This is a genomic window from Salmonella sp. SSDFZ69, assembly GCF_004010755.1.
Classification (GTDB): Bacteria; Pseudomonadota; Gammaproteobacteria; order Enterobacterales; family Enterobacteriaceae; genus Salmonella; species Salmonella enterica.
Window position 1 is genome coordinate 1,110,847 of sequence record NZ_CP034831.1, and the last position, 23,023, is coordinate 1,133,869.

General features: G+C 51.4%; 19 protein-coding genes. 7 read left to right on the forward strand and 12 right to left on the reverse strand.

Annotation, left to right across the window (positions count from 1 at the left end; genetic code table 11):
- The first annotated feature begins 46 nt into the window (after positions 1 to 46).
- Entirely contained in the window at positions 47 to 496 is a 450-nt protein-coding gene (gene lysM, locus EOS98_RS05570; protein WP_000522406.1) for a peptidoglycan-binding protein LysM, read from the forward strand.
- A gap of 21 nt (positions 497 to 517) precedes the next feature.
- On the opposite strand, the gene csiR is transcribed toward lysM, so the two are convergent.
- From csiR to EOS98_RS05615, 9 genes are all read right to left on the reverse strand, one after another.
- Positions 518 to 1,195 (reverse strand): DNA-binding transcriptional regulator CsiR, encoded by a 678-nt coding sequence (gene csiR / locus EOS98_RS05575; RefSeq protein WP_000126152.1) that lies wholly within the window; start codon positions 1,193 to 1,195, stop codon positions 518 to 520.
- 41 nt (positions 1,196 to 1,236) lie between these two features.
- Positions 1,237 to 2,637: a GABA permease gene (gabP, locus tag EOS98_RS05580; protein ID WP_000531282.1), complete on the reverse strand. Its 1,401-nt coding sequence runs from the start codon at positions 2,635 to 2,637 to the stop codon at positions 1,237 to 1,239.
- 129 nt (positions 2,638 to 2,766) lie between these two features.
- On the reverse strand, positions 2,767 to 4,050 hold the full coding sequence (gabT, locus tag EOS98_RS05585; protein ID WP_126523891.1) for a 4-aminobutyrate--2-oxoglutarate transaminase: 1,284 nt from the start codon (positions 4,048 to 4,050) through the stop codon (positions 2,767 to 2,769).
- Between the two features lie 14 nt (positions 4,051 to 4,064).
- Complete coding sequence (gene gabD, locus EOS98_RS05590; RefSeq protein ID WP_126523892.1) at positions 4,065 to 5,513, reverse strand: NADP-dependent succinate-semialdehyde dehydrogenase; 1,449 nt, start codon at positions 5,511 to 5,513, stop codon at positions 4,065 to 4,067.
- A 21-nt stretch (positions 5,514 to 5,534) separates the two neighbouring features.
- Positions 5,535 to 6,803 carry an L-2-hydroxyglutarate oxidase gene (lhgO, locus tag EOS98_RS05595; RefSeq protein ID WP_126523893.1) on the reverse strand — a complete coding sequence of 423 codons (1,269 nt, stop codon included), beginning with the start codon at positions 6,801 to 6,803 and terminating at the stop codon, positions 5,535 to 5,537.
- Positions 6,804 to 6,828: 25 nt separating this feature from the next.
- Positions 6,829 to 7,806, reverse strand: a complete 978-nt coding sequence (gene glaH / locus EOS98_RS05600) for a glutarate dioxygenase GlaH (protein WP_000993100.1) — start codon at positions 7,804 to 7,806, stop codon at positions 6,829 to 6,831.
- Positions 7,807 to 8,109: 303 nt separating this feature from the next.
- Positions 8,110 to 9,624, reverse strand: coding sequence for a tripartite tricarboxylate transporter permease (locus EOS98_RS05605; protein WP_000382034.1), 1,515 nt, complete (start codon positions 9,622 to 9,624; stop codon positions 8,110 to 8,112).
- A gap of 10 nt (positions 9,625 to 9,634) precedes the next feature.
- Positions 9,635 to 10,069, reverse strand: a complete 435-nt coding sequence (locus EOS98_RS05610; RefSeq protein WP_001574835.1) for a tripartite tricarboxylate transporter TctB family protein — start codon at positions 10,067 to 10,069, stop codon at positions 9,635 to 9,637.
- Positions 10,070 to 10,080: 11 nt separating this feature from the next.
- The gene (locus tag EOS98_RS05615) at positions 10,081 to 11,058 is read right to left on the reverse strand and encodes a Bug family tripartite tricarboxylate transporter substrate binding protein (protein ID WP_000744413.1); all 978 of its coding nucleotides are present in this window, start codon (positions 11,056 to 11,058) and stop codon (positions 10,081 to 10,083) included.
- 154 nt (positions 11,059 to 11,212) lie between these two features.
- Here EOS98_RS05615 and tctD point away from each other — a divergent pair, with 154 nt between their 5' ends.
- The 3 genes from tctD (at position 11,213) to EOS98_RS05630 (ending at position 14,435) form a co-directional block, all read left to right on the forward strand.
- The gene (gene tctD / locus EOS98_RS05620; RefSeq protein ID WP_127821147.1) at positions 11,213 to 11,887 is read left to right on the forward strand and encodes a transcriptional regulator TctD; all 675 of its coding nucleotides are present in this window, start codon (positions 11,213 to 11,215) and stop codon (positions 11,885 to 11,887) included.
- On the forward strand, positions 11,874 to 13,289 hold the full coding sequence (locus EOS98_RS05625; protein WP_000872338.1) for a sensor histidine kinase: 1,416 nt from the start codon (positions 11,874 to 11,876) through the stop codon (positions 13,287 to 13,289). Before tctD ends, EOS98_RS05625 begins: the two co-directional genes overlap by 14 nt.
- Before the next feature lie 132 nt (positions 13,290 to 13,421).
- The gene (locus EOS98_RS05630) at positions 13,422 to 14,435 is read left to right on the forward strand and encodes a HoxN/HupN/NixA family nickel/cobalt transporter (RefSeq protein ID WP_001059351.1); all 1,014 of its coding nucleotides are present in this window, start codon (positions 13,422 to 13,424) and stop codon (positions 14,433 to 14,435) included.
- Between the two features lie 721 nt (positions 14,436 to 15,156).
- Here the strand turns inward: EOS98_RS05630 and EOS98_RS05635 are convergent.
- Together EOS98_RS05635 and EOS98_RS05645 are read right to left on the reverse strand one after the other, a co-directional pair.
- Entirely contained in the window at positions 15,157 to 16,053 is an 897-nt protein-coding gene (locus EOS98_RS05635; RefSeq protein ID WP_023250986.1) for an antimicrobial resistance protein Mig-14, read from the reverse strand.
- Between the two features lie 293 nt (positions 16,054 to 16,346).
- Positions 16,347 to 17,276: a VirK family antimicrobial peptide resistance protein gene (locus tag EOS98_RS05645; protein WP_000178742.1), complete on the reverse strand. Its 930-nt coding sequence runs from the start codon at positions 17,274 to 17,276 to the stop codon at positions 16,347 to 16,349.
- Between the two features lie 517 nt (positions 17,277 to 17,793).
- Between EOS98_RS05645 and pipB2 the strand changes: the two genes are divergently transcribed.
- The 3 genes from pipB2 to EOS98_RS05665 all read left to right on the forward strand — a co-directional run bounded on the left by pipB2 (position 17,794) and on the right by EOS98_RS05665 (position 22,047).
- Complete coding sequence (pipB2, locus tag EOS98_RS05650) at positions 17,794 to 18,846, forward strand: SPI-2 type III secretion system effector PipB2 (RefSeq protein WP_126523894.1); 1,053 nt, start codon at positions 17,794 to 17,796, stop codon at positions 18,844 to 18,846.
- A gap of 174 nt (positions 18,847 to 19,020) precedes the next feature.
- Complete coding sequence (locus tag EOS98_RS05655; protein WP_077905756.1) at positions 19,021 to 19,353, forward strand: hypothetical protein; 333 nt, start codon at positions 19,021 to 19,023, stop codon at positions 19,351 to 19,353.
- Positions 19,354 to 19,872: 519 nt separating this feature from the next.
- On the forward strand, positions 19,873 to 22,047 hold the full coding sequence (locus EOS98_RS05665; RefSeq protein WP_275094216.1) for a TonB-dependent siderophore receptor: 2,175 nt from the start codon (positions 19,873 to 19,875) through the stop codon (positions 22,045 to 22,047).
- 41 nt (positions 22,048 to 22,088) lie between these two features.
- Here the strand turns inward: EOS98_RS05665 and EOS98_RS05670 are convergent, their stop codons facing one another.
- A complete protein-coding gene (locus EOS98_RS05670; RefSeq protein ID WP_126523896.1) occupies positions 22,089 to 23,018 on the reverse strand; it encodes an alpha/beta hydrolase in 930 nt (309 codons plus the stop codon).
- Positions 23,019 to 23,023: the final 5 nt, after the last annotated feature.

A 23,023-nucleotide genomic window follows, 5' to 3' on the forward strand; every position in this document is an offset into this window, starting at 1 on the left:
TCTGCTACACTTTTCTTTGTGTGTATTTTTGACAAGCGAGGTGAATATGGGACTTTTCAATTTTGTAAAAGATGCAGGTGAAAAACTCTGGGACGCGGTAACCGCTAATCATGATAAGGACGATCAGGCGAAAAAAGTCCAGGAACATTTAAATAAAACGGGAATACCCGACGCTGACAAAGTGAATGTGCAAATAGCTGATGGAAAAGCGACAGTGACGGGTGATGGGCTGAGTCAGGAGGCAAAAGAAAAAATTCTGGTTGCCGTGGGGAATATCGCCGGGATTAGCAGCGTTGACGATCAGGTTAAAACCACGACGCCGGCGGCTGAAAGTCAGTTTTATACCGTAAAATCAGGCGACACCCTGAGCGCTATTTCAAAGCAAGTGTATGGTAACGCCAATCTGTATAATAAAATCTTCGAGGCAAATAAACCGATGCTGAAAAGCCCGGAAAAAATATATCCGGGACAAGTGTTGCGTATTCCTGAAGAATAATGGCTATCAGGTCGCGCCAGGCTACATTTTCCCTGCCATCGCCTGGCGAATAATGGGAATCGGCGTCAGCAAATGCTGACGCATTAATTCGCTGGCGCGTGCCGCCTCGCGCGCCAGTATCGCTTCGGTTAGCGTGTGATGCTGGATATGTTTATCTTCCAGCATCTCGACGGACAGAACGGTTTCACGTAACCAAATAAAGCGGTAGCGGGCCGCCAGGTCAAATAAGCGTTCGCGCATCTGTAGCAGATAGTGGGAGCCGCACCCGGCGACAATGGCGGAATGGAACGCCTGGTGGCGCTGATCCCATTCATCGAGCATATGTTCACTGGCATCGCTGGCTTCCAGTTTGCTGAGCATATGCGCTCGCGCCAGGATCTCCGCCTCCCACGCATCATCGCCGCGTTCAATCGCCAGGCGTACCAGCATCGCTTCCATATTGGCGCGCGCGTCAAAAATATCGAGGAGTTCTGCCTCTGACATGGACGCCACGCGATAGCCTTTTTGATTCACCACGGTGACCAGCCGTTCCGCCACCAGTTGTGACAGCGCCTCGCGCAGCGGCCCTACGCCAAGCGCATAGCGGGCGGTTAATAAACTCATCCGCAGTTTCTCATCCGGCTGATAAGTGCCGCGAATAATGTCATTTTTAAGCCAGCGATAGCCATCTATGGCCGTCGGTTGGGAAAGGGCGGTCATCTTTTACTCCTGAGAAGCTTCCCGGCTGACGCCGGGAATAACTAACGTAGGTTTTGCAGGGGGGCTTTTTGCCACCTTATCAGTTTTTTCCAGCGAGACATAATGGGGACAGTACCTATTATGCCCAGCCCTAACAGCCCGGTCGAAATGACTTCTAGTTGCTGTGCCGGTCGAAACAGCATCACCACCAGGACAAAGCAGATAAAGCCGATAACCAGCCAGGTGAGCCACGGATAAAGCCACATTTTCAGCTTAATTTCTCCGCCCTGCGCCAGCAGAATTTTACGCATCCGCAATTGCGAAATCGCAATCACCAGATAGACCAGCAGCGCGATGGCGCCGGAACTGTCGATAAGAAATTTAAACACTTTTGCCGGGGCATAATAATTGACGATAACGGTTAAAAACGCCGCGCCGGTAGAGAGGAGAACCGCTACCCAGGGCGTTTTGCTACGGTTAGTTTTTCCCATTATCGCAGGCGCATCGCCGCGGCGGCTAAGGGAATAGAGCATCCGGGAGGCGGTATATAATGCGGAGTTCAGACAACTGGTTACCGACAACAAAATCACGCAGTCCATAATGAATTTTGCGTGCGGAATATGAAGCAGCTCCAGTACCGAGCGGTACGAACCTACGCTTTTCAGACCCGGCATATTCCACGGGATCAGCGCCACCACCACAAAAATGGAACACAAGTAAAAGATGGAAATTCGCCAGATAACAGAATTGGTGGCGCGTACGATATGTTTATCCGGCGTATCGGATTCCGCGGCAGCAATAGTGACGATTTCCGCGCCCATAAAAGAGAACATGGTGATCAACATGGCGCTTAACACCGCGCCGAAGCCGTTAGGCATAAAACCGCCGTGATCCCATAGCCGGGAGATACCGCTTACCTCGGCATACGGATAAAAACCGCTAATCGCCGTCGCGCCCAGCGCGATAAACGCCAGGATAGCAATCACTTTACATAGCGCCAGCCAGAATTCGAATTCGCCGTAATTTTTGACGCTCAATAAATTGCTTCCGGTTAAGGCAAGCGTAATCACTAATGAAAATAGCCACACCGGAATACCCGGTATCCATGAATTCAGAATAATGGCGGCAATATTGGCCTCCAGCGGAATAACCAGCACCCAAAACCACCAGTATAACCAGCCGATGGTATACCCGGCCCAGGGGCCGATCGCTTTATCCGCATAGGTGGAAAAAGAACCGGTATCCGGCGTGGCGACGGCCATTTCAGCCAGCATTCGCATAATCATGACGACTAAAAGTCCTGCGAACAGATAGGCCAGCAGTACCGCAGGGCCGGCCTCCGCAATCGCCACGCTGGAACCGACAAACAGGCTGGCGCCGATGACGCCGGCGATCGATAACATGGTGACGTGGCGTGATTTCAGCCCGCCCCCTAATGCATGTGATTCTGACAATTGCCCCATCCTAAAACCTCTTTATTGTTATTGCGCTCGTTTACCGGATGGCGCCTGGCTTATTCGGCCTACAATCGAAACGGTTTTTGTAGGCCGGATAAGACAGTTACGTCGCCACCCGACGCTGCTTATTGGACATTACGCTTGTTTCGCCTCATCAAAGCACTGGGCGATAATCTCCAGGCCTTGCCGAATCTGCGAGGCCTCAATAGTGAGTGGAACGAGGATGCGCAAGATGTTGTAGTAAGGACCGCAGGAGAGCAGAATTAACCCTTTCTCGCGGGCGCGGGCCACAATGTCGGCGGTCAGAGTCGCGTTCGGTTTGCCGGGGTCGCCATTTTCGAACAACTCAATGGCGATCATGGCGCCCAGTCCGCGCACGTCGCCAATCTCACGGTGCGTTTCCGCTATCTCCATCAGGCCATCGCGCAGCGTGTTGCCAAGCGTATTCGCTTTTTGCAGTAGATTTTCCTGCTCGAAAATGTCCAGTACCGCCAGTGCGGCGGCGCAGGCAATCGGGTTTCCGGCATAGGTGCCGCCCAGCCCGCCCGGCGCGATAGCGTCCATCACGTCTGCCCGGCCGGTAACGCCTGCCAGCGGAAAGCCGCCGGCGATCGATTTCGCAAACGTGGTAATATCTGCCGCAACGCCCATCTGTTCCATGGCGAACAGCGTACCGGTCCGGCCCGCGCCGCTTTGCACTTCGTCGGCAATCAACATAATGCCGTGTTGGTCGCATAGCGCGCGCAGTCGCTGCATAAACGCGGGAGAGGCGGCGTAAAATCCGCCTTCGCCCTGTACCGGCTCAATAATAATGGCGGCGATATCTTCCGGCGCGGCATCATTTTTAAAGATGCGTTCAATGCTGGCGATCGCGTCGTCGTCGCTGATGTTGTGTAGCGGGCAAGGATAAAGCGCGCGGTAGACATGGCCTGGCATCAATCCCATACCAGCAGAGTACGGGTGTACTTTCCCGGTCAGAGAGAGCGTGTAGTGGGTACGACCGTGGTAAGCGCCGCTAAACGCGATAGCGCCGCTGCGTTTTGTCGCCGCGCGGGCGATTTTCACCGCGTTTTCAACCGCTTCTGAACCGGTCGTGACCAGCAACGTTTTTTTGGCGAAATCGCCCGGTACCTTCTGGTTCATGCGTTCGCACAACGCCAGATACGGTTCATAGGCCAGCACCTGAAAACAGGTATGGGACAATTTCTTCAACTGCGCTTCGACCGCTGAAACAATGCCCGGATGTAAATGACCGGTGTTCAGGACGGCAATGCCGCCCGCGAAATCGAGATACTCACTGCCTTCGACATCCCAGACCCGACAATTTTCCGCCCGCTCGGCGAAAATCGGGTGAATCTGGCCCACGCCGCGAGGAACGGCGTTATGACGGCGCTGCATTAAAGCGTTATTGGTATTCATTAGCGACTCTCCTGTTAAAGGCCGATGCACATATATTTGATTTCTAAATAATCTTCGATGCCGTATTTGGAACCTTCACGGCCTAATCCGGAGGCCTTAATACCGCCGAAAGGCGCGACTTCGTTGGAGATAATGCCGGTATTAATACCGACGATGCCGTATTCCAGCGCTTCGCCGACGCGGAAAACGCGGCTTAAATCGCGTGCATAAAAATAGGCTGCCAGGCCGAACTCGGTATCGTTAGCCTGTCTGATGACGTCCGCCTCGTCGCTGAAGCGGAACAGAGGCGCGAGCGGCCCGAATGTCTCTTCTTTGGCGACTTTCGCGTTATCAGGAACATCCGCCAGAATGGTCGGTTGAAAAAAGTTGCCGCCCAATTTGTGCGCTTCACCGCCCGTAATGACGCGGGCGCCTTTTTCCAGCGCGTCGGCGATATGCTCCTGGACTTTCGCCACGGCTTTTTCATCAATCAGCGGCCCGATAGCGACGTCGGCTTGCAGGCCGTCGCCGACCGCGAGCTTATTTACCGCCTGGTTGAGTTTTTCCGCAAAACGATCGTAAACGCCGTCCTGAACATACAATCTATTGGCGCAGACACAGGTCTGCCCGGCGTTGCGAAACTTCGAAGCCAGCGCGCCTTCGACGGCTTTATCCAGATCGGCATCGTCAAAGACGATAAACGGCGCATTGCCGCCCAACTCCAGCGACACTTTTTTAATGTCTTTGGCGCATTGTTCCATTAGCTGGCGGCCAATCTCCGTCGAGCCGGTAAACGACAGTTTGCGTACCAGCGGGTTGCTGGTCAGCTCGCCGCCGATATCGCCTGCCGAACCGGTAACGACGTTAAATACGCCTGCGGGAATTCCGGCGCGCCGGGCCAGTTCCGCCAGCGCCAGCGCGGAAAACGGCGTCTGGCTGGCGGGTTTGAGTACCATTGTGCAGCCTGCGGCCAGCGCGGGGCCGGCTTTACGGGTGATCATTGCCGAGGGAAAGTTCCACGGGGTAATCGCGGCGGTGACGCCGATGGGTTGTTTAATCACCAGCAGCCGTTTATCAGCCTGATGACCTGGAATCGTGTCGCCATAGATACGCTTCCCCTCTTCGGCGAACCATTCAATAAACGAGGCGGCGTAGCTAATTTCGCCTTTCGCTTCCGCCAGCGGTTTACCCTGTTCCAGCGTCATCAGACGCGCCAAATCGTCCTGATGTTCCATCATCAGATTGAACCAGCGACGCAGGATATTGGCTCGCTCTTTGGCGGTGAGCGCGCGCCAGGCGGGCAGGGCGCGATTGGCGGCGTCGATGGCGTCGCACGTCTCTTCCGCCCCCATTTTGGGCACATTGCCAAGCGGTTTCCCGTTGGCGGGGTTGCTCACGGGGATGACATCGCCGCCGCGCGCGTCGCGCCAGTCGCCATCGATAAAGGCCTGCTGGCGGAACAGGGTAGAGTCGTTAAGTTGCATAATTGCTTCCTGTCTGAAGGGTTAACGGGTAAATGCGGCGTGTAATGCGTCCACGCTGCGTGCCGCACGCAGCGCACGTCCGGGGTTGATCTGGCTTTCGCGTAGCGCCTGAACTTTGCTGACGATATGCGCGCCGATAGGTATCGCTGATGTCGCCGCCGGGGAGGGGGCGTTACAGGTGTGAATGGAACGCGGCGTCGTGACAAACAGAAAATCATCAATCAGTTTGCCGTCCGGCGAAACCGCCTGCGCCCGCACGCCTGCCGGCCAGGGCTGGAGATCGTTGACGGTCAGGCTGGGGCAATACTTTTGTACTCGCCGCAAATAGCCGCTTTTGCACAGCGAGTTTTTCATCTCGCCCAGTCCGGAAAGCAGATGATTTTGCAGTACGCGACGAATGCCGGCGGAGCGGAAAATCTCCAGGGTGTCGGTGAAGGAAACGTCGCGCTTACGGTAGCCTTCGCGTTTAAGCGCCAGCACCGCATTCGGCCCGACCGTAACGCTGCCGTCGATCATGCGGGTAAGATGGACGCCGAGAAACGGCATTGCCGGATCGGGGATCGGGTAGATCAAATGGTTAACGATCCGGTTGTGTCGCGGGGCCAGACGAAAGTACTCGCCGCGGAAAGGGCAGATAATAAAACCGGGCTCCACGCCCAGCATTTTGACCAGCCGATCCGCCATCAGCCCTGCACAGCCGATAAGCGTAGCGGTTTCGATTTCCCGACCTTGCGAGGTGCGAATGACAACGCCAGCGGCATGTTCTGTTAGCGCGCTGACCTCGGCATGGTAGATGATCTCGCCGCCTTTGGCCTGAAAGCGGTTCGCCATGGCCGTCGCGACATCGCGATAGCTGACAATCCCGCTGGAAGGGACAAAAATCCCGCCCAGGCCAATGATATTGGGTTCGCGTTCACGCAGCTCCGCCGCGCTTAACCACTCGCGCTCTAAGCCGTTGGCCGCCGTCCGCTCCCATAGCGCGCGCATCCGCGCCATTTCCAGCTCCGAGGTGGCGACCAACATTTTGCCGCAGGTGTCGTAGCGGATGTTGTTTTGATCGCAAAAGGTTTTGGTCGCCTGATTGCCCGCCAGACAAAACCGCGCTTTGAGGCTGCCGGGCGTGTAGTACACCCCGGCATGGATCACGCCGCTGTTATGCCCGGTCTGGTGGCAGGCTGGCGCGGACTCTTTTTCCAGCAATGCGATGCGCGCATCCGGGTAGACATCAATAAGTTGCATGGCGGTCGACATGCCGATAATGCCGCCGCCGATAATCACAAAATCATACATCCGCGTAATTCCTTCGCCGTGGCGCTTATTGGTGAGTTTGATAATGGCTGGCGGCGTAGGCGAAGTAACCGCGCTGGCGCATCAGCTCGCGACGCAAGTCAGGATGCGGCGTAAAACGATCGCGTCCATGTAGCCAGAATAGATTGTTAATCAGCAGGAATTTGCCGACCGGTACCGGCACGGAGAGGATGTTTTGACTGGTTTCCAGCGCGTCTGAAAGCTCGCTGAGCCAGACGCCTTCTTCAAAGTCTTTTGGCTGGACGAACTGGTCGATATAACGCATGACCGGGCGGCCTTGTTGGTCGACATCAAACACCGGGTGCCAGACGTCATGGCTAACATTCTTGCTTGGCGGCGCCGCCCAGCGCATGACGCGACGCGCCAGCGGATGGGTAAAAAACGACTCCAGATGTTCCCAGTCATCAAGGTGCAGCAGCAGCGAGTTACCGCCTTCCATATTTTGTTCGTCGATTTTCATCATCAGCACGTAGTCGGTCACCTCCTCAACATAGGTACCGTCATTGTGCAGTTCCATTACGCGGTGGGGCTGGCGCAGATAACTGTCGGAGTTGTCGACGTTTTTGACCACGAAACGCGCGTAATACTGGCCGCTCATCGCATCGTAGTTGGAGCGACCAATAAGATGCGCCACCGCCGTCGCCAGTTTGACCATCTCTTCTGCCTGTGCGACATCATCGATCCCTTCGGCGCTGATCAACAGCGCGCCTTGTGCACGGTTGAGGAGCGTTTTGATCAACAGCGGTTGTAGCTGATTGCCGCACAGATCGTCGAGGATCTTGCCGATTTTGAAACGTAAGAAAGATTTGTATTCCAGCGCCTGCACCGGCCATTGCGCAACCTGATGGAGAAATTGTCTTGTGGTATCCGCCGTAAACGTTAACGCCAGCAGGCGCGGCGACTGCGCCGAAGGGGCAAGGGTGAAACCAGTATGGCGTTGGGCTAAATCATCTGTGTTCGCTTTTACGGCAGTCAGTGCATTCATCAGAATCATTCCTCTCGGTAAGATGGTCAGGGAGACATGGCGATGCTCATTTCGTAGCCATAAATTAAAAATATCGACATTTTCCAGGAACGCGTATGAAACAACCGCTTTTGTTTAATTATTGTGATCAAAAACAACAAATATTTAACAATGCAAAGGGTGAGGTTAACGGCGCCACGAGCCTGACAACGGCAAGAAGGGGTGTAAAATGAGAGCGTTATGGGGAAAGTGATGCTGGCGGGGTTGCCCGGCCTGACACATGAGCGCGTAGGCCGGACAAGTACAACGTATTTCAGCAGTCAATTAACCGGCGTCAACCTGCGGTTTACGGCTGTGTTTACGGATCAGACGTAACACTGGCGGTACGACAATGACCATGATCGCCATGATCAGCAGGGCTTTGGCAACGCCGCTTTGCCACAAAATCGCCATATTGCCGTTACTGATGGAGAGTGCGCGACGCAGGTTCTGCTCCAGCATTTCCCCCAGTACGAATCCCAGGATCAGCGGCGACATGGGGAAGTGCATTTTACGTAAAATGTACCCTAACACGCCGAGCGCGACCATCAGCACCAGATCGAAGGTGGTGCTGTGTACCGCATACACCCCTACCGCCGATACGGCAGCGATGGCGGGTACCAGGAACCACAGCGGAATGGTGAGCATACGGGTGAACAGACCGATCAACGGGATATTCATGATCAGCAGCATCACGTTCGCAATCAGCAGCGCAGCGATGAGTCCCCAGACGATATCCGGCTGTTCGGTGAACATCGCCGGGCCTGGCGTGATGTTGTACAGCGTCAGCGCCCCCATCATCACTGCCGTAGTGCCGGAACCGGGAACGCCCAGCGTCAGCATCGGGATGAAGGAGCCGCAGGCAGAGGCGTTGTTTGCCGCCTCCGGCGCCGCGACGCCGCGAATATCCCCTTTGCCGAAGCTATCGCTGTTGCCGCTGAGTTTTTTCTCGGTCATATAGGTAATGGCGCTGGCGATGGTCGCCCCGGCGCCGGGCAATACGCCGACAAAAAAGCCGATTACCGAAGAACGCAGGGTAGTGCCGATACACTGCGCGCCTTCTTTCAGGTTGAATAACATTCGACCCGTTTTGCGGACCATTGTTTGCCCGCTGCTGGTATGTTCCAGCATTAAAAGTATTTCTGATACCGAGAACAGGCCGATCACCACGACGATAAACTGTACGCCGTCGGAAAGATGAACGCTGTCAAAGGTAAAGCGATAAACCCCGGTGTTGGCGTCTACGCCGACGGTCGCAAGGCCAAGACCGATCAGCGCTGCCAGAAATGATTTAAGCGGGTTTTGCGCCATCATGCTGCCAAGACAGGCGATGGCAAAAACCATTAAGGCGAAATATTCCGCAGGACCAAAGGCCAGCGACCATTGCGCCAGTAAAGGGGCGAACAGAATGATGCCGCCGATAGCGATTAATGAACCGAAAAACGAGCTGACTGCGGAAATCGACAGCGCTACGCCGCCTTTCCCTTGCTGCGCCATCGGGTAACCGTCCAGCGCCGTCATGATCGCCGCCGCATCGCCGGGGACGTTGAGCAATATGGAGGAGATCCTGCCGCCATACTCACACCCAATGTACACCGTCGCCAGCAGAATTAGCGCCGACTCCGCAGGCAGATGCAACGCAAAGGCCAGCGGCAGTAAGATTGCCACGCCGTTGATCGGTCCCAGGCCCGGCAGCAGACCGACGATCGTGCCCACGAAGCAGCCAATCAACGCGATAACCAGGTTTTCCGGCGTCATCGCCACCGCAAAGCCCTGAGAAAGATATATCCAGGTATCCATCGTTGCTCCGTTAACTCAGCCAGGCGCCGAGAGGTAAGGTGACATCAAGCAGCCGGTCAAAGGCATACCACAGCAGAATACCCAATACCGCGCCGGAGATACCCGCCGCCGGAATCGTGGCGCCGAACAGCATCCCGATAACCATGGTGAGAAGCGCGGTGGCGATGGGAAAACCCAGCCATTCGAATCCCCAGGCATACATCAACAGGATGATGATCATGGTAATTAGCTTTTGCAGCACATGGCGGCGCGGCCAGCTAACCGTGTCGGGATGGCGCAATAACAGCGCCAGCGCGCAGAGCGCCATCAGGCCGATAATCCCCAGCGGAAAAGGGCGGGGGCCGACGGGTTCATAGCTGTATTCGCTTTGGATCTGCCAGGCGATGAATAGCCCGGCGATACAGAGCAACAGCCAGATACCCGCAAAGATACGATCGCTCATCATTGCCTCCGCGATTATTTCGCGAGTCCGAAGGCTTTCGCCTGTTCACGGTAATCAGTAACCTGTTTTTTCACGTAGTCATCGAGCTGCTGGCCGGTCATGTCGAACTCAAACAGGCCGCGCAGATCGCGCTGCTTTTTAAACTCGTCGGTTTGCTGAAGCTTCTTGAAGGTATCCACCCACCACTGGTAATCGGCATCGCTGACTTTGGGCCCGACGTAGAAGCCGCGAATAATCGGCCACACCAGGTCGTAGCCCTGTTCTTTAGCGGTAGGGATATTGGCAAGCTGGCCCGGCAGACGATTTTCTGAAAAGACGGCAAGCACGCGGATTTTGTCGCCGCCCAGATAAGGCACCATTTCACTGAGATCGCCGGAGACAACCTGAACATGGTTGCCCATTAATGCCGTCACCGGCTCGCCGCCGCCCTCAAAGGCAACGTAGCGCATCTTGTGCGGGTCGACGTTCGCCTTTTGCGCCAGCAACGCCGACTTCATCCAGTCCTGGCTGCCAATAGAGGCGCCAGCGCCAATGACCACGCTGTTGGGATCTTTTTCCATCGCCGTCATCAGATCTTTCAGCGTTTTCCACGGGGAATCCGCACGCACGGCGATCATGCCGTAATCAGTGCCCACGCTTGCCAGCCAGCGCACATCATCCACGCCGTAGCGACCAAATTTCCCCTGCGACAGGTTGAGCAGCGAACCGCCGGAAAAGGCGACCACAGTCCCGGGTTCGCCAGGGCGTTGGGCGACTATCGCGTTATAGGCCACAGCGCCGACGCCGCCGGGCATATACGTTACCCGCATGGGTTTCTCGATAGCGCCAGTCTCCAGCAAACTCACCTGAATCAGCTTACAGGTGAGGTCGAAACCGCCGCCAGGTTTGGCTGGCGCGATACATTCCGTTCGCGACGGCGCCTCCTGCGCCAGAACAGAGGTACTCATTAATAAAATGCTTGCAGTAAGGGTACGAAGTAATTGTTTTTTCATTTTTTATCCTCACGCCGGACGTCCGGATTTTTCAGGTTCGGAAGAAGATTTTTGTGATTATGTGAGCCGACATGTAGCAGTTCGGTTGCGTGATTGTTAAAACAATAACCTTTCAATTCCCTTTCAATGCGGCAGAAACTTTACAGGATGTGATATGCGTCTCTTATTGGCGGAAGATAACCGTGAGCTGGCTCACTGGCTGGAGAAAGCGCTGGTGCAAAACGGCTTTGCCGTGGACTGCGTATTTGACGGCCTGGCGGCTGACCATCTTCTGCACAGTGAAATGTACGCGCTGGCGGTACTGGATATCAATATGCTGGGAATGGATGGACTGGAGGTGGTGCAACGGCTGCGTAAACGCGGTCAGACCTTGCCCGTTTTGCTGCTCACGGCGCGAAGCGCGGTGGCGGATCGCGTAAAAGGTCTCAACGTCGGCGCGGATGACTATCTGCCGAAACCCTTTGAACTGGAAGAGCTGGATGCCCGTTTACGGGCCTTGCTGCGACGCAGCGCTGGGCAGGTTCATGAAGTTCAGCAACTGGGGGAATTGATCTTTCATGATGAAGGGTATTTTCTGTTACAGGGACAGCCGTTAGCGCTGACGCCGCGTGAGCAGGCGCTCTTAACCGTATTGATGTACCGACGAACGCGACCAGTTTCGCGTCAGCAGCTTTTTGAACAGGTGTTCAGCCTGAACGATGAGGTAAGCCCTGAAAGCATCGAACTTTATATTCATCGACTGCGTAAAAAACTTCATGGAAGCGATGTACGAATTACGACGCTGCGCGGCCTGGGTTATGTGCTGGAGCGCGGCGATGAAGTGGGTTAAGCCGCAATCGTTGTACCTGCAACTCTTGCTGTTCCTGGGGTTGCCGCTGATTCTGCTATGGGGGCTGTCGGCGTTTAACAGCTATGTCAATGCGCTACAGGCCGCCACTCAGGCTTATGATCGTACATTGCTCTCCTCGGCGCGAACGGTATCGGAACGGCTGGTGGTGCGCAATAACCATCTGGAAGTTAACGTGCCCTGGGTGGTGCTGGATAGCTTCGAGCTTAATATGAATGATCGACTCTATTACAAAGTCGTCGACCCTTCCGGAAAGGTCATTTCCGGTTATGACGATCTGCCTGCCATGCCGCCCGCTACGCCCCGTACCCGGCTTTATCCGGCGCTGGCGTGGTTCTATCATACCGAGTATCGCGGCGAGGCGATCCGCGTGGCGCGTTTGCTACAGCCGGTCAACGAAGGCGGCATTATCGGCATGGCGGAGATTTATGTCGCAGAGACGCTGCAGTCCCGTCGTTATCTGGCGGGCCAACTGCTGTTCTCTTCCTGGATCTCACAGGGGCTGCTGGTGTTGCTGACCCTGGTGCTGGTTGGCTGGTTATTACGCCGGATCCTGCGCCCTATGCGTCAACTTTCATCATTAATGGTACGCCGCGAACCGGGTCTGTTAACGCCACTGCCGGAACTGCTGCCGTGGTCGGAAACACGCTTGTTAATCGTGGCGTTTAATCGCTACATTGACAGGCTCCGCGGCATCCTTTCCCGGCAGGAACGCTTTAGCGCCGATGCTTCTCACCAGTTAAAAACGCCGCTGGCGGTGTTAAAAACGCAGGCGGCGGTGGCGTTAGCCAGCCAGCACCCTCATCACTGGTACGAAAGTCTGCAGGCGATGAGCGTAACGCTGGATAGCACCATTCAGCTCACGGAAAGATTGTTGCAACTTTCTGCGGTAAAGCATAAAGAGCAGGGCGAGCGGCGTTTTTCCCCAGTGAATCTGTACGATATCGTACAGAGCGGCTGCTTTACCCGCCTGGCGCAGGCGCGAAGTAAACATATCGACCTGGGCTACGAAGGCGAACAGGAAGCGATGTGGATCGAGGGGGATGAGGTACTGCTTAGCGAGCTGTGCGGAAACTTGCTGGATAATGCGCTGAAATACACGCCTGAGCAAGGCATCGTCACCGCGCGGCTTGAACGAGATGGCGATGCCGTGACGCTGGTTGTCGAAGATAGCGGCCCCGGCATTGATGATGAACACATCCATCTGGCGCTACAGCCGTTCCACCGGCTCGATAACGTAGGAAATGTGGCCGGGGCGGGCATTGGTCTGGCTTTGGTCAATGATATCGCACGCCTGCACCGTACTCATCCCCATTTTTCCCGTAGTGAAGCGTTGGGAGGGTTATACGTTCGGATACGCTTTTTAAGCCTTGTTCCGCAGTAATGCGCACAAATGTGTCAGCGGTAAAGCACGTTTACAAAAAGTCGCATCTTGAGGTGTGACGTTTTAATCAAATGATCATACATTCCCCCTACAAACCGTAGCGTTAATTAAAAATATAGTGGGTGCAGGGGCATGAATAATCATACTAAACGACGGGGAATAGCATTAACCGTCTTTCTTGTCGGGGTTAACATCCTGGCCTGGATTTGGGCGTTCTGTGTTTTTCATCACCATGCAGTCATGCTAAGTGCAGCCATACTGGCGTATAGCTTTGGGCTGCGTCATGCGGTTGATGCCGATCATATCGCAGCCATCGATACCGTCACCCGTAAACTGATGCAGCAGGGTAAAACGCCTTTAGGCGTGGGGGCGTTTTTTTCATTGGGTCATTCGACCATTGTCGTTCTGGCATGTCTGGCGATTGTTGTGACGTCGATGGCATTTCGCGATCGTATTGATGTTTTGCATCAATATGGTTCATTGATTGGTACGGCTGTTTCCGCTTTTTTTCTGCTGGCGATGGCCCTGCTTAACCTGTTTATTTTGTTCAACGTCTGGCGGCAATTTCGCTCGGTTACCCGCGGCGAGTCAGTGAGGGCGCATGACGAGGCCATACCTGGCGGGCTGATGACGCGTATATTTCAGCGTACGTTTCGTTTGGTCACTTCCAGTTGGCATATGTATTTTGTCGGTTTTCTGTTTGGTCTGGGATTTGATACCGCAACCGAGGTTGGGTTGCTGGGCATTTCCGCTTCAGCAGCCAACCAGGGGCTATCTCTCTGGTCGATGATGATTTTTCCTGTGCTGTTTACCGCCGGGATGGCGCTGGTGGATTCCCTGGATAACTTTGTCATGGTCGGCGCTTACGGTTGGGCTTTCTCGCATCCATTACGTAAGCTTTATTATAATATGACCATTACCGCCGCATCCGTCATTGTCGCGCTGGCGATTGGCGGGCTTGAGGCGCTGGGGTTGATTGATGATGCGTTACAGTTAAGCGGAACATTTTGGCAGACCGTAAGCACGCTTAACGATCATATGGGGAATGTGGGCTTCTGGGTAGTGGGCGCTTTCGTGCTATTCTGGCTGCTCTCGTTGTTGAATTATCGCTGGCGCGGCTATGATAAAATCACCCTCAATACCTGATTGATTTCTGTAAAAATAGCATTTCGGCAGTGGTGTCATATCATTGCCGAAGCATTTTATCTCCTGAGAGTATATTCTTCCCGGTAAGCGCGTTATTTTTCATGCTTGCCTTTCGTTATCAATTTAAGCAATCCGATATAACATACAATACCAAAAATAATAATAACAGTTGTATACCCAAGAATCAGCCAGTCTGCATGTGTCATAATATAATCCAGTTATCAGGTATCCCGTGTTAAGACGATCTTTAAGCCTGTTGTCAGCAAGAACCACTGTACCCGTTCAGTGCTGTTGGCAATAACGTATTGTTTATGCACAAGAGCGTTGTTACAAATAACGTATACATTGAGCATAGACCTCACCCACATTTTTGTAATGCCATAAAGCAAGGCTACACCTTTAATCTACTGACGGTATGCCAGGCCAGAAGAGATAAAAGGGTAGTTGTCATCATCATCTGTTCCTGACGCCAGGTTAATGACACACACATATGAAAATGTATAACCGCTGCACGCTTTTTAGCACGTTATCTGTAACATACTGTGTTAATCAATTCCATAAAACCGAGTATAGTGTAAGTGAATTTCGAGTAATTGTCATTATGATTATATGGTGGTTAACTTATTTTTCAAATTATGATTAAACTTTCGTTTTTTATCAGTTCATCAGGACTTATGAAAAATCTGGACGTAAAAAACATATTTACGTCCAGGCTTTCTTTTTAGCAAATCGATTTCCCGGTAAAATAGGGGGTCGACCACATGCGCTTATATTCCCATTCAGGCCTTAGTATGCCGATGGAAAAAAGTAATTTTTTTTGTCTTTCCTGGCAGTAATGTCTGGCGCGGTTAATATTTAGCCACATCAGTATGCTGCCGGGACTGAGTGGCCTGAACTCATTTTTAATTGCACCATTAGATACGTCAAAGTAGACGTTCATCTGGCTTTCAGATTTCAGTACGATATCAAATGCACAGGGTATCCCTTCAATATAAAGAATATGCCCAAACAGAAGGTGATGCAGTTGACTAAAAAAGTTGGTAAGGTTATCAGCGGGATAGCAGGATGAAGTATTGCCGAAACGAGACCGAAATAACTCGATAAAAATATGAGTCAGTTCATCAGAAGAACAATCAGCAACGCTTTTTACACTTCCGCCTTTTTTAAGAAACCGCTGATATTCATTACGGCGTGTTTTTTCAAACTTAGAAGAGAACGTTTCTTTGACCAGACAATTTTGTTTCTTTCTGGCGAGTTTCCATATGGCATTGCGTATTTGTGGCTGATGCAACGCCGAAAGTCGGTTAGTACGATCGGGCAAGAAGCAGCGTAAATCTGGCGCCATCGGAATAAGTATCTCATCTGAAGATAGCGGGAAGGTTCTGCGCGTCAGGATGCCAATATTCTGATCATTACAGATAAAGTAGGCGCCTTTAATCTTATCATCTTCTTTATAGTGGAAGAATTTAAAATGCCAGTTATGGCGCTTCATGAAATAATCCACAATATCTGGGTGCATATTGATACTACCGCCGTATTGCGTAAACACCTCCCGGTATAGGGAAAAGGAAGACGGTTGCCAGCGGGTTAATATACGCTTAACTTCTTGTATTTTCACCAAAACTCCTGACTTAGCTTACTGAAAATTCTATTTTGTATTATTTTTTCGCTCAACCAAATAAAAATGTGAAAAATGTTTAGCTTGTATTTAATGGTTAACATGCTAATCGATGACGTTATGGTGAAGGGAATAAGATTAAGATGTTGATCATAGCATGAGTGAAAGCGACGGTTTAATGCCGCGCTTTTCACTCGCAAGCCATTCTGTATTTAACCATCCAGTAGCGATACAGATTTCAAAGAGATCCGCTGAACGGTAGCAGGATCTGCACATCCGCGTATGAAATAGTTCTACCGGGAGAGGCTGTTAACCTCTTGTATTATTGTATCCAGAATATGATAGCGCTTCCGATACTCTGCGCGTTTTTTGCTGGGGATACTTTCAGGCGCTTTACGCATCACCTGTGATGGCAGATGATATAAGGCACCTTTCTTAACGCCGTTTAGCGACTCCCAGAATTCACTATAGCTGGCCACAAAAGTTTTTTTCTTCTGGAATAAGTACCTGAGTTGACGATAAACATGGTTGTTTTCACTTACCGCGTAAATCTCGTCGACATTACAGGCCTGCATCAATGTCGCAAATGCTTCATACAGCATCCGTTTAGGAAAGAGACCGTAACAATCTTTGGTGGCGTTACGTATGACTTGTGGGCCGATATGTTTACTGGGCCCTTGTAACCCGGCAACCAGCGCTATTTGCTTCCCTTCATGGCGGATAAAGGAAAATGATAAACGTGCCAACGGCGTATCATTGAAGCACAGCGTTAATGTCAGTTCACCTTCTCTGTCATAGCCACAGGGACCGCAGTAGATATCTACCAGAGCACCGTTTTTTCCTTCCAGGTGAGCGAGTAAGATTTGTTCCTCGGACAGAAGGATCTTTTTAATTTTACTTTCCGGAAAGGACTGAACGAACTGGTAGTGTTCCAGAATAGCCCTTGCCCGGCAACGTATGCTAAGTCCGGTATACAAATAGGGCCGCTGGATTTTTGCCGGCAACAGTGGACGATGAATAATCAGCGTTCTGGGCTGAGACAGATGGCATAATTCATTGAAGTATTTAATTGTCGTTACGGGGTTAATAAGGCAACGTAATACAAATTTATAGCGAAACTTACGCTCTCCCCAGCGTTTATGGCGATAAGGCGTCTGCGCCATGACTTCTTTTAACATTAATAATGGATTATATCTTTCCATATCACTTTGCTGCATCGTCATACTACGTCCCTACTACTCGATAGACTTATAACCGAGACGGTAGCCTGATTGAGTTAAACATAAAGGCAACGAAGAAGGCCTGTACAGACGACGTTGTTAAACAGTTTATCAATGGCAGCAATAAAATGCCTGAACGCGCTTTTTAATAGATTTTCTGCTAATGAGTGGGATGAGTCCTGAACGTAGTATTAAAACGAATGCCGTGTTTATTATTTTAAATAATGTTTATACTCTAAATAATTCGAGTTGCAGGAAGGCGGCAAGCGAGCGAATCCCCAGGAGCTTACTAAAGTAAGTGACTGGGGTGAGGGAACGCAGCCGCAGCACATGCAACTTGAAGTATGACGAGTATAAGCCAATATATTTATTTGGCTGGTATTGTGTAAGTCAGACAGCAACGCGTCGTGATGCGTGATTATGTAACCAGACGCAAAGGGGGTATTCACCTTATCTCTAAATGCAAATCTATATGATAAATTTTATCATGTACTGTGTTGCTCTCTCTGGGAGAAAATATATGCAGCGTTCACTCGGTAGTCTGGCCGGTATGGCTACATCTGCTTTTGGCGCGGGGACTTCTGCTGCTATGCGGCAAGCCACCTCTCCCAAAACTATTCTGGAACATATCATTAACTTTTTTACCTGTGGTGGGGTGCGTCGGAAAAATGAAGCACAATATCAGGAATTGATAGACACTATGGCTGATACATTGAAAAGTTCAATGTCTGACAGAGGTGCTCCGTTGCCAGAAAACATTATACTGGAGGATATGGGCGGGTGTCGTGTCGAATTTAATCTTCCTGGTGAGAATAACGAAGCTGGACAAGTTATTGTACGAGTCAGTAAAGGCGACAATTCTGAGACAAGAGAAATTCCGCTTGCCTCTTTTGAAAAAATATGTCGAGCTTTACTATTCAGATGCGAATTTTCTCTTCCTCAGGATTCTGTAATATTAACTGCCCAGGGAGGCATGAATCTTAAAGGCGCTGTCCTTACCGGAGCAAATCTGACGGCAGAAAATTTATGTGACGCAGACTTAAGCGGCGCAGATTTAGAGGGGGCAATACTGTTTATGGCGGATTGTGACGGTGCAAATTTTAAGGGCGCAAATCTATCGGGAGCATCATTAGGCGACAGTAACTTAACGAACGCCTGTCTGGAAGATAGTATTATGTGTGGCGCTACCCTCGATCGCGCTAATCTTACTGGCGCCAATTTACAACACACAAGTCTGTTAGGCTGTAGCATGGTAGAATGTAATTGTTCCGGTGCGAATATGGATCACGCTAATGTTTCAGGCTCAACCCTTATACGTGCCGATATGAGCGGTGCGACATTAAAGGGTGCTACTATAATGGCTGCTATTATGGAAGGCGCTGTCTTAACTCGGGCAAACCTGCAAAAGGCTAGTTTTACTGCTACGAACCTGGACGGGGCTGATTTGTCTGAGGCTAATTTAAGAAATACCAGTTTTAAAGATTGTACACTAACCGATTTGCGTACCGAAGACGCCACAATGTCTACAAGTACACAAACACTTTTTAACGTATTTTATAGTGAAAATATTTAGCCCTATTTGACGTAAATCTGAAATAAAAGCAATGTAAGAATAACAATCTGCTACTGAATAGTAGCTGAGAGTTAATTATTTACAGTATCTTTTATTATTACAGGAGTATGCGCCGGTAAAAATATCTGAATAACCATTTCTATTTTCTCAAGTAGAACTTCCAACTAAAGCGAATTGTTTGAAAAGGAAAACGTTATGCCTGGATGTATAAGTGCCTGTTCGTGCGTTGCCAGCCCGACGCCTCCCGATCCTAAGGCCCCCCCTAAGCCTAAGTGGATAGAGTTAAAAGGTTATTGTGTTACATGTACTAGTCAGGAGGATATTCGTCCACCTAAAGAGGGTGAACCAAAGCAAAAAATGACACCCAGCGAGTTAGTGCTGTTACGAGGTCTTTTAAAAGACCTGGGGGTAACACAACATCCCTGGCAAGACCCGACAGTAAAATCCACTAACTGTGGGTTGCCATATTTTCCAGTAGATCCTGGAGAACGAGAAACCGATGTTTGATGGTTTTCTGTCTGCAAAGCGCCTGATAATTATTACCAGGCGCTTTGTATTTTGGCGCCAACATCACTTTCATTGTCATATATCGAATGACTACAATCGTATCCGATCCCGCCATTACCCTGACGGCAAACTGTAAGAACGGTTTGCCGTCGACAGGGAAGCGCCGGTGAACTCTGAACCGCACTATACCATCTTACCTGGGTGTTTATTATCATTAACGCTTTGAAAAATAGTTTTATTTCATCTATTTCTGTTTTGTAAAACCTCCGTTCAGTAGGCGCATTCTGCCACCCTTCCCGGATTTACTGGCAAAGCGGAGCCCGGACAGAGAGTCATATTGCAAAATCCCATTTCCGTTTTTTATTACCAGATTTTTGCGGTCGAAAGATTGCCTTTTTCTTAATTGAATGATAATTATTATCATTAGCATATGATAATAATTACTATATAGACGTAACCTGGCAAGGATGTGAGCTTGAGGGCAACAGCGCTACTTTAGACATTATTTAGGGAATGGGTATGAGAGTTAAGAAGTTCATCTGGTTAATAACCGTGGTTTCTACAGGGATTAATAGTCCATTATCAGCAGCAGAATCTACTGACGACAACGGCGAAACGATGGTGGTTGAATCCACCGCCGAGCAAGTATTAAAGCAACAGCCGGGCGTTTCGATTATTACTCGTGACGATATTCAAAAGAATCCTCCCGTTAACGATCTTGCCGATATTATTCGTAAGATGCCTGGGGTTAATCTTACCGGCAATAGCGCCTCGGGGACGCGCGGAAATAACCGACAAATTGATATTCGTGGTATGGGGCCGGAAAATACCTTAGTGCTGATTGACGGCGTGCCGGTGACGTCGCGAAATTCGGTTCGCTATAGCTGGCGCGGAGAACGCGACACCCGTGGCGATACGAACTGGGTGCCGCCGGAGATGGTAGAACGTATTGAAGTGATCCGTGGGCCCGCTGCCGCGCGCTATGGCTCCGGTGCCGCAGGTGGGGTGGTGAATATCATCACCAAACGCCCCACTAATGACTGGCACGGCTCGCTGTCGCTCTATACCAACCAGCCGGAAAGCAGCAAAGAAGGTGACACCCGGCGGGGTAACTTTAGCCTTAGCGGCCCGTTGGCTGGAGATACGTTGACGATGCGCCTGTACGGTAATCTCAACAGAACCGATGCCGATAGCTGGGATATTAACTCCTCCGCCGGTACCAAAAATGCCGCCGGACGGGAGGGGGTCACCAATAAAGATATTAATAGCGTCTTCTCATGGAAAATGACCCCGCAGCAAATCCTTGATTTTGAAGCGGGATATAGTCGGCAGGGGAATATTTATGCTGGCGATACGCAAAACAGTACTTCAAACGCGGTTACCAAAAGTCTGGCGCAGTCCGGGCGGGAGACCAATCGCCTGTACCGGCAGAATTACGGTCTAACTCATAACGGCATCTGGGACTGGGGGCAAAGCCGCCTGGGGTTCTACTATGAAAAAACCGATAACACCCGCATGAATGAGGGGCTCTCCGGCGGCGGCGAGGGGCGTATTACCAACGACCAGACGTTCACCACTAACCGCCTGACCTCGTATCGCACCAGCGGCGAGGTGAATGTCCCGGTGATATGGCTATTTGAGCAAACGCTCACCGTCGGCGCGGAGTGGAACCGCGATGAGCTGAACGATCCTTCCTCTACCAGTCTGACGGTTAAGGATAGCAATATCGCCGGGATTTCCGGTTCGGCGGCTAACCGTAGCAGCAAAAATAAATCGGAAATCAGTGCGCTGTACGTTGAAGATAATATCGAACCCATGGCCGGTACCAATATTATTCCGGGTCTGCGTTTTGACTATTTAAGCGAATCCGGGAGTAATTTTAGTCCCAGTCTTAACCTTTCCCAGGAGTTAGGTGAATACGTCAAGGTGAAAGCCGGTATTGCCCGTGCCTTTAAGGCACCGAACTTGTATCAAACCAGTGAGGGGTATTTACTCTATTCGAAAGGCAACGGTTGTCCAAAAGATATTACGTCGGGCGGCTGTTACCTGGTTGGTAATAAGAACCTCGATCCTGAAATTAGCATCAATAAAGAGGTCGGGCTGGAATTTACCGTAGACGATTACCACGCAAGCGTCACGTATTTCCGTAACGATTATCAGAATAAGATTGTCGCAGGTGATAAAATTATTGGCAGAAGCGCATCTGGCGCTTATGTATTGCAATGGCAGAACGGCGGTAAAGCGCTGATTGAAGGTATTGAAGCCAGCATGGCTGTTCCGCTGATGCCGGACCGTCTGAACTGGAATACCAATGCGACTTATATGATCGCGTCTGAGCAAAAAGATACCGGCAATCCCTTATCGATAATCCCGAAATATACGGTGAATACCTTCCTCGACTGGACTATCACCAGCGCGCTCTCCGCTAACGTCAACTGGACGTTATACGGCAAGCAAAAACCGCGAACACATGCGGAGTCGCGTAGTGAAGAGACCAAAGGATTGTCCGGGAAAGCGCTGGGGGCTTACTCACTGGTTGGTGCCAACGTTAACTACGATATCAACAAGAACCTGCGTCTTAATGTCGGTATCAGCAATATCTTCGATAAACAGATCTATCGCTCCGCCGAAGGGGCAAATACCTATAACGAACCGGGTCGGGCTTATTATGCCGGTGTGACGGCCTCGTTTTGATGGATTATGCCCGCCGCTGGCGGGCATATTCTGGCGGCGGGTTAATGGCAGCGTGGTTTTTGGCTTGCCGGTTCGCGACTGATATCCAGCAATGCACTGCGAAAAGAGGCGTTAAACATGGGCCCGTGGCCCAGGCCCGGGTAATGCTGCAGGGCCGCGTTAACGCCGTTGTTCTCAAGCGTTCTCACGGTCTCCTGAACTTTTTGCAGGAGCTCGGCCATCTGGCGTTGCCTGCTATCCCCATTCGACGCTGAACCTTCCATTATGATGAGTTTTTTATGGCAGAACAGCGACGGCTTCACTGCCGTAAGGCGATTCAACAGGACAAAGTTATCCCTGCTGAGTGACGGGCTGGCGCTGTAATAGATATGAAAGAAGGATGACGACAGCCAGGAGTCTAAAACGAACAGGCCGCCATAAGAATGTCCCCATACCCCGCGCCGTTCGGAGTTGATGGTTATTCCTTGTTCCACCTGCGGCGCGATATGTCTCTCCAGTAGCTGGCGGAACGCTGGCCCGCCGCCGGTCTTACGATGAAAACGCGGGTTATTTTCACTGCCTTCGATTCCCGGCGCCGGCGTATAGTCATAAGCTCTGCCGTTAAGATCAAACGGCAGGTTAGTCTGATAGCCAATCGCCACAATCACCGGCGGCGAGTGGTCTGCCAGCTGTTTGAGCAGCGTCTCCGTCAGTCTGTCCATCACTGCGTTGCCGTCCAGCATATATAAGACAGGATAACCCGACGGCGGGGCGGCTTTATTGGGAATAGCGGTCCATACCCGGTAATGTCTTGCGCCATCGGCAGATTGAAAGTCATTGACCCTAAAATGGTAATATCCCGAACCTTTATCAGCAATATTCGGTCCTAATGGCTGCATATCCGGCTGCGCATAACTCAGCGCGCTAAAACAAAAACTCACTAAAAATAGCGCCATGCGATAGCACTTGTTGTGGTACTGGCGACCATACATCGGAT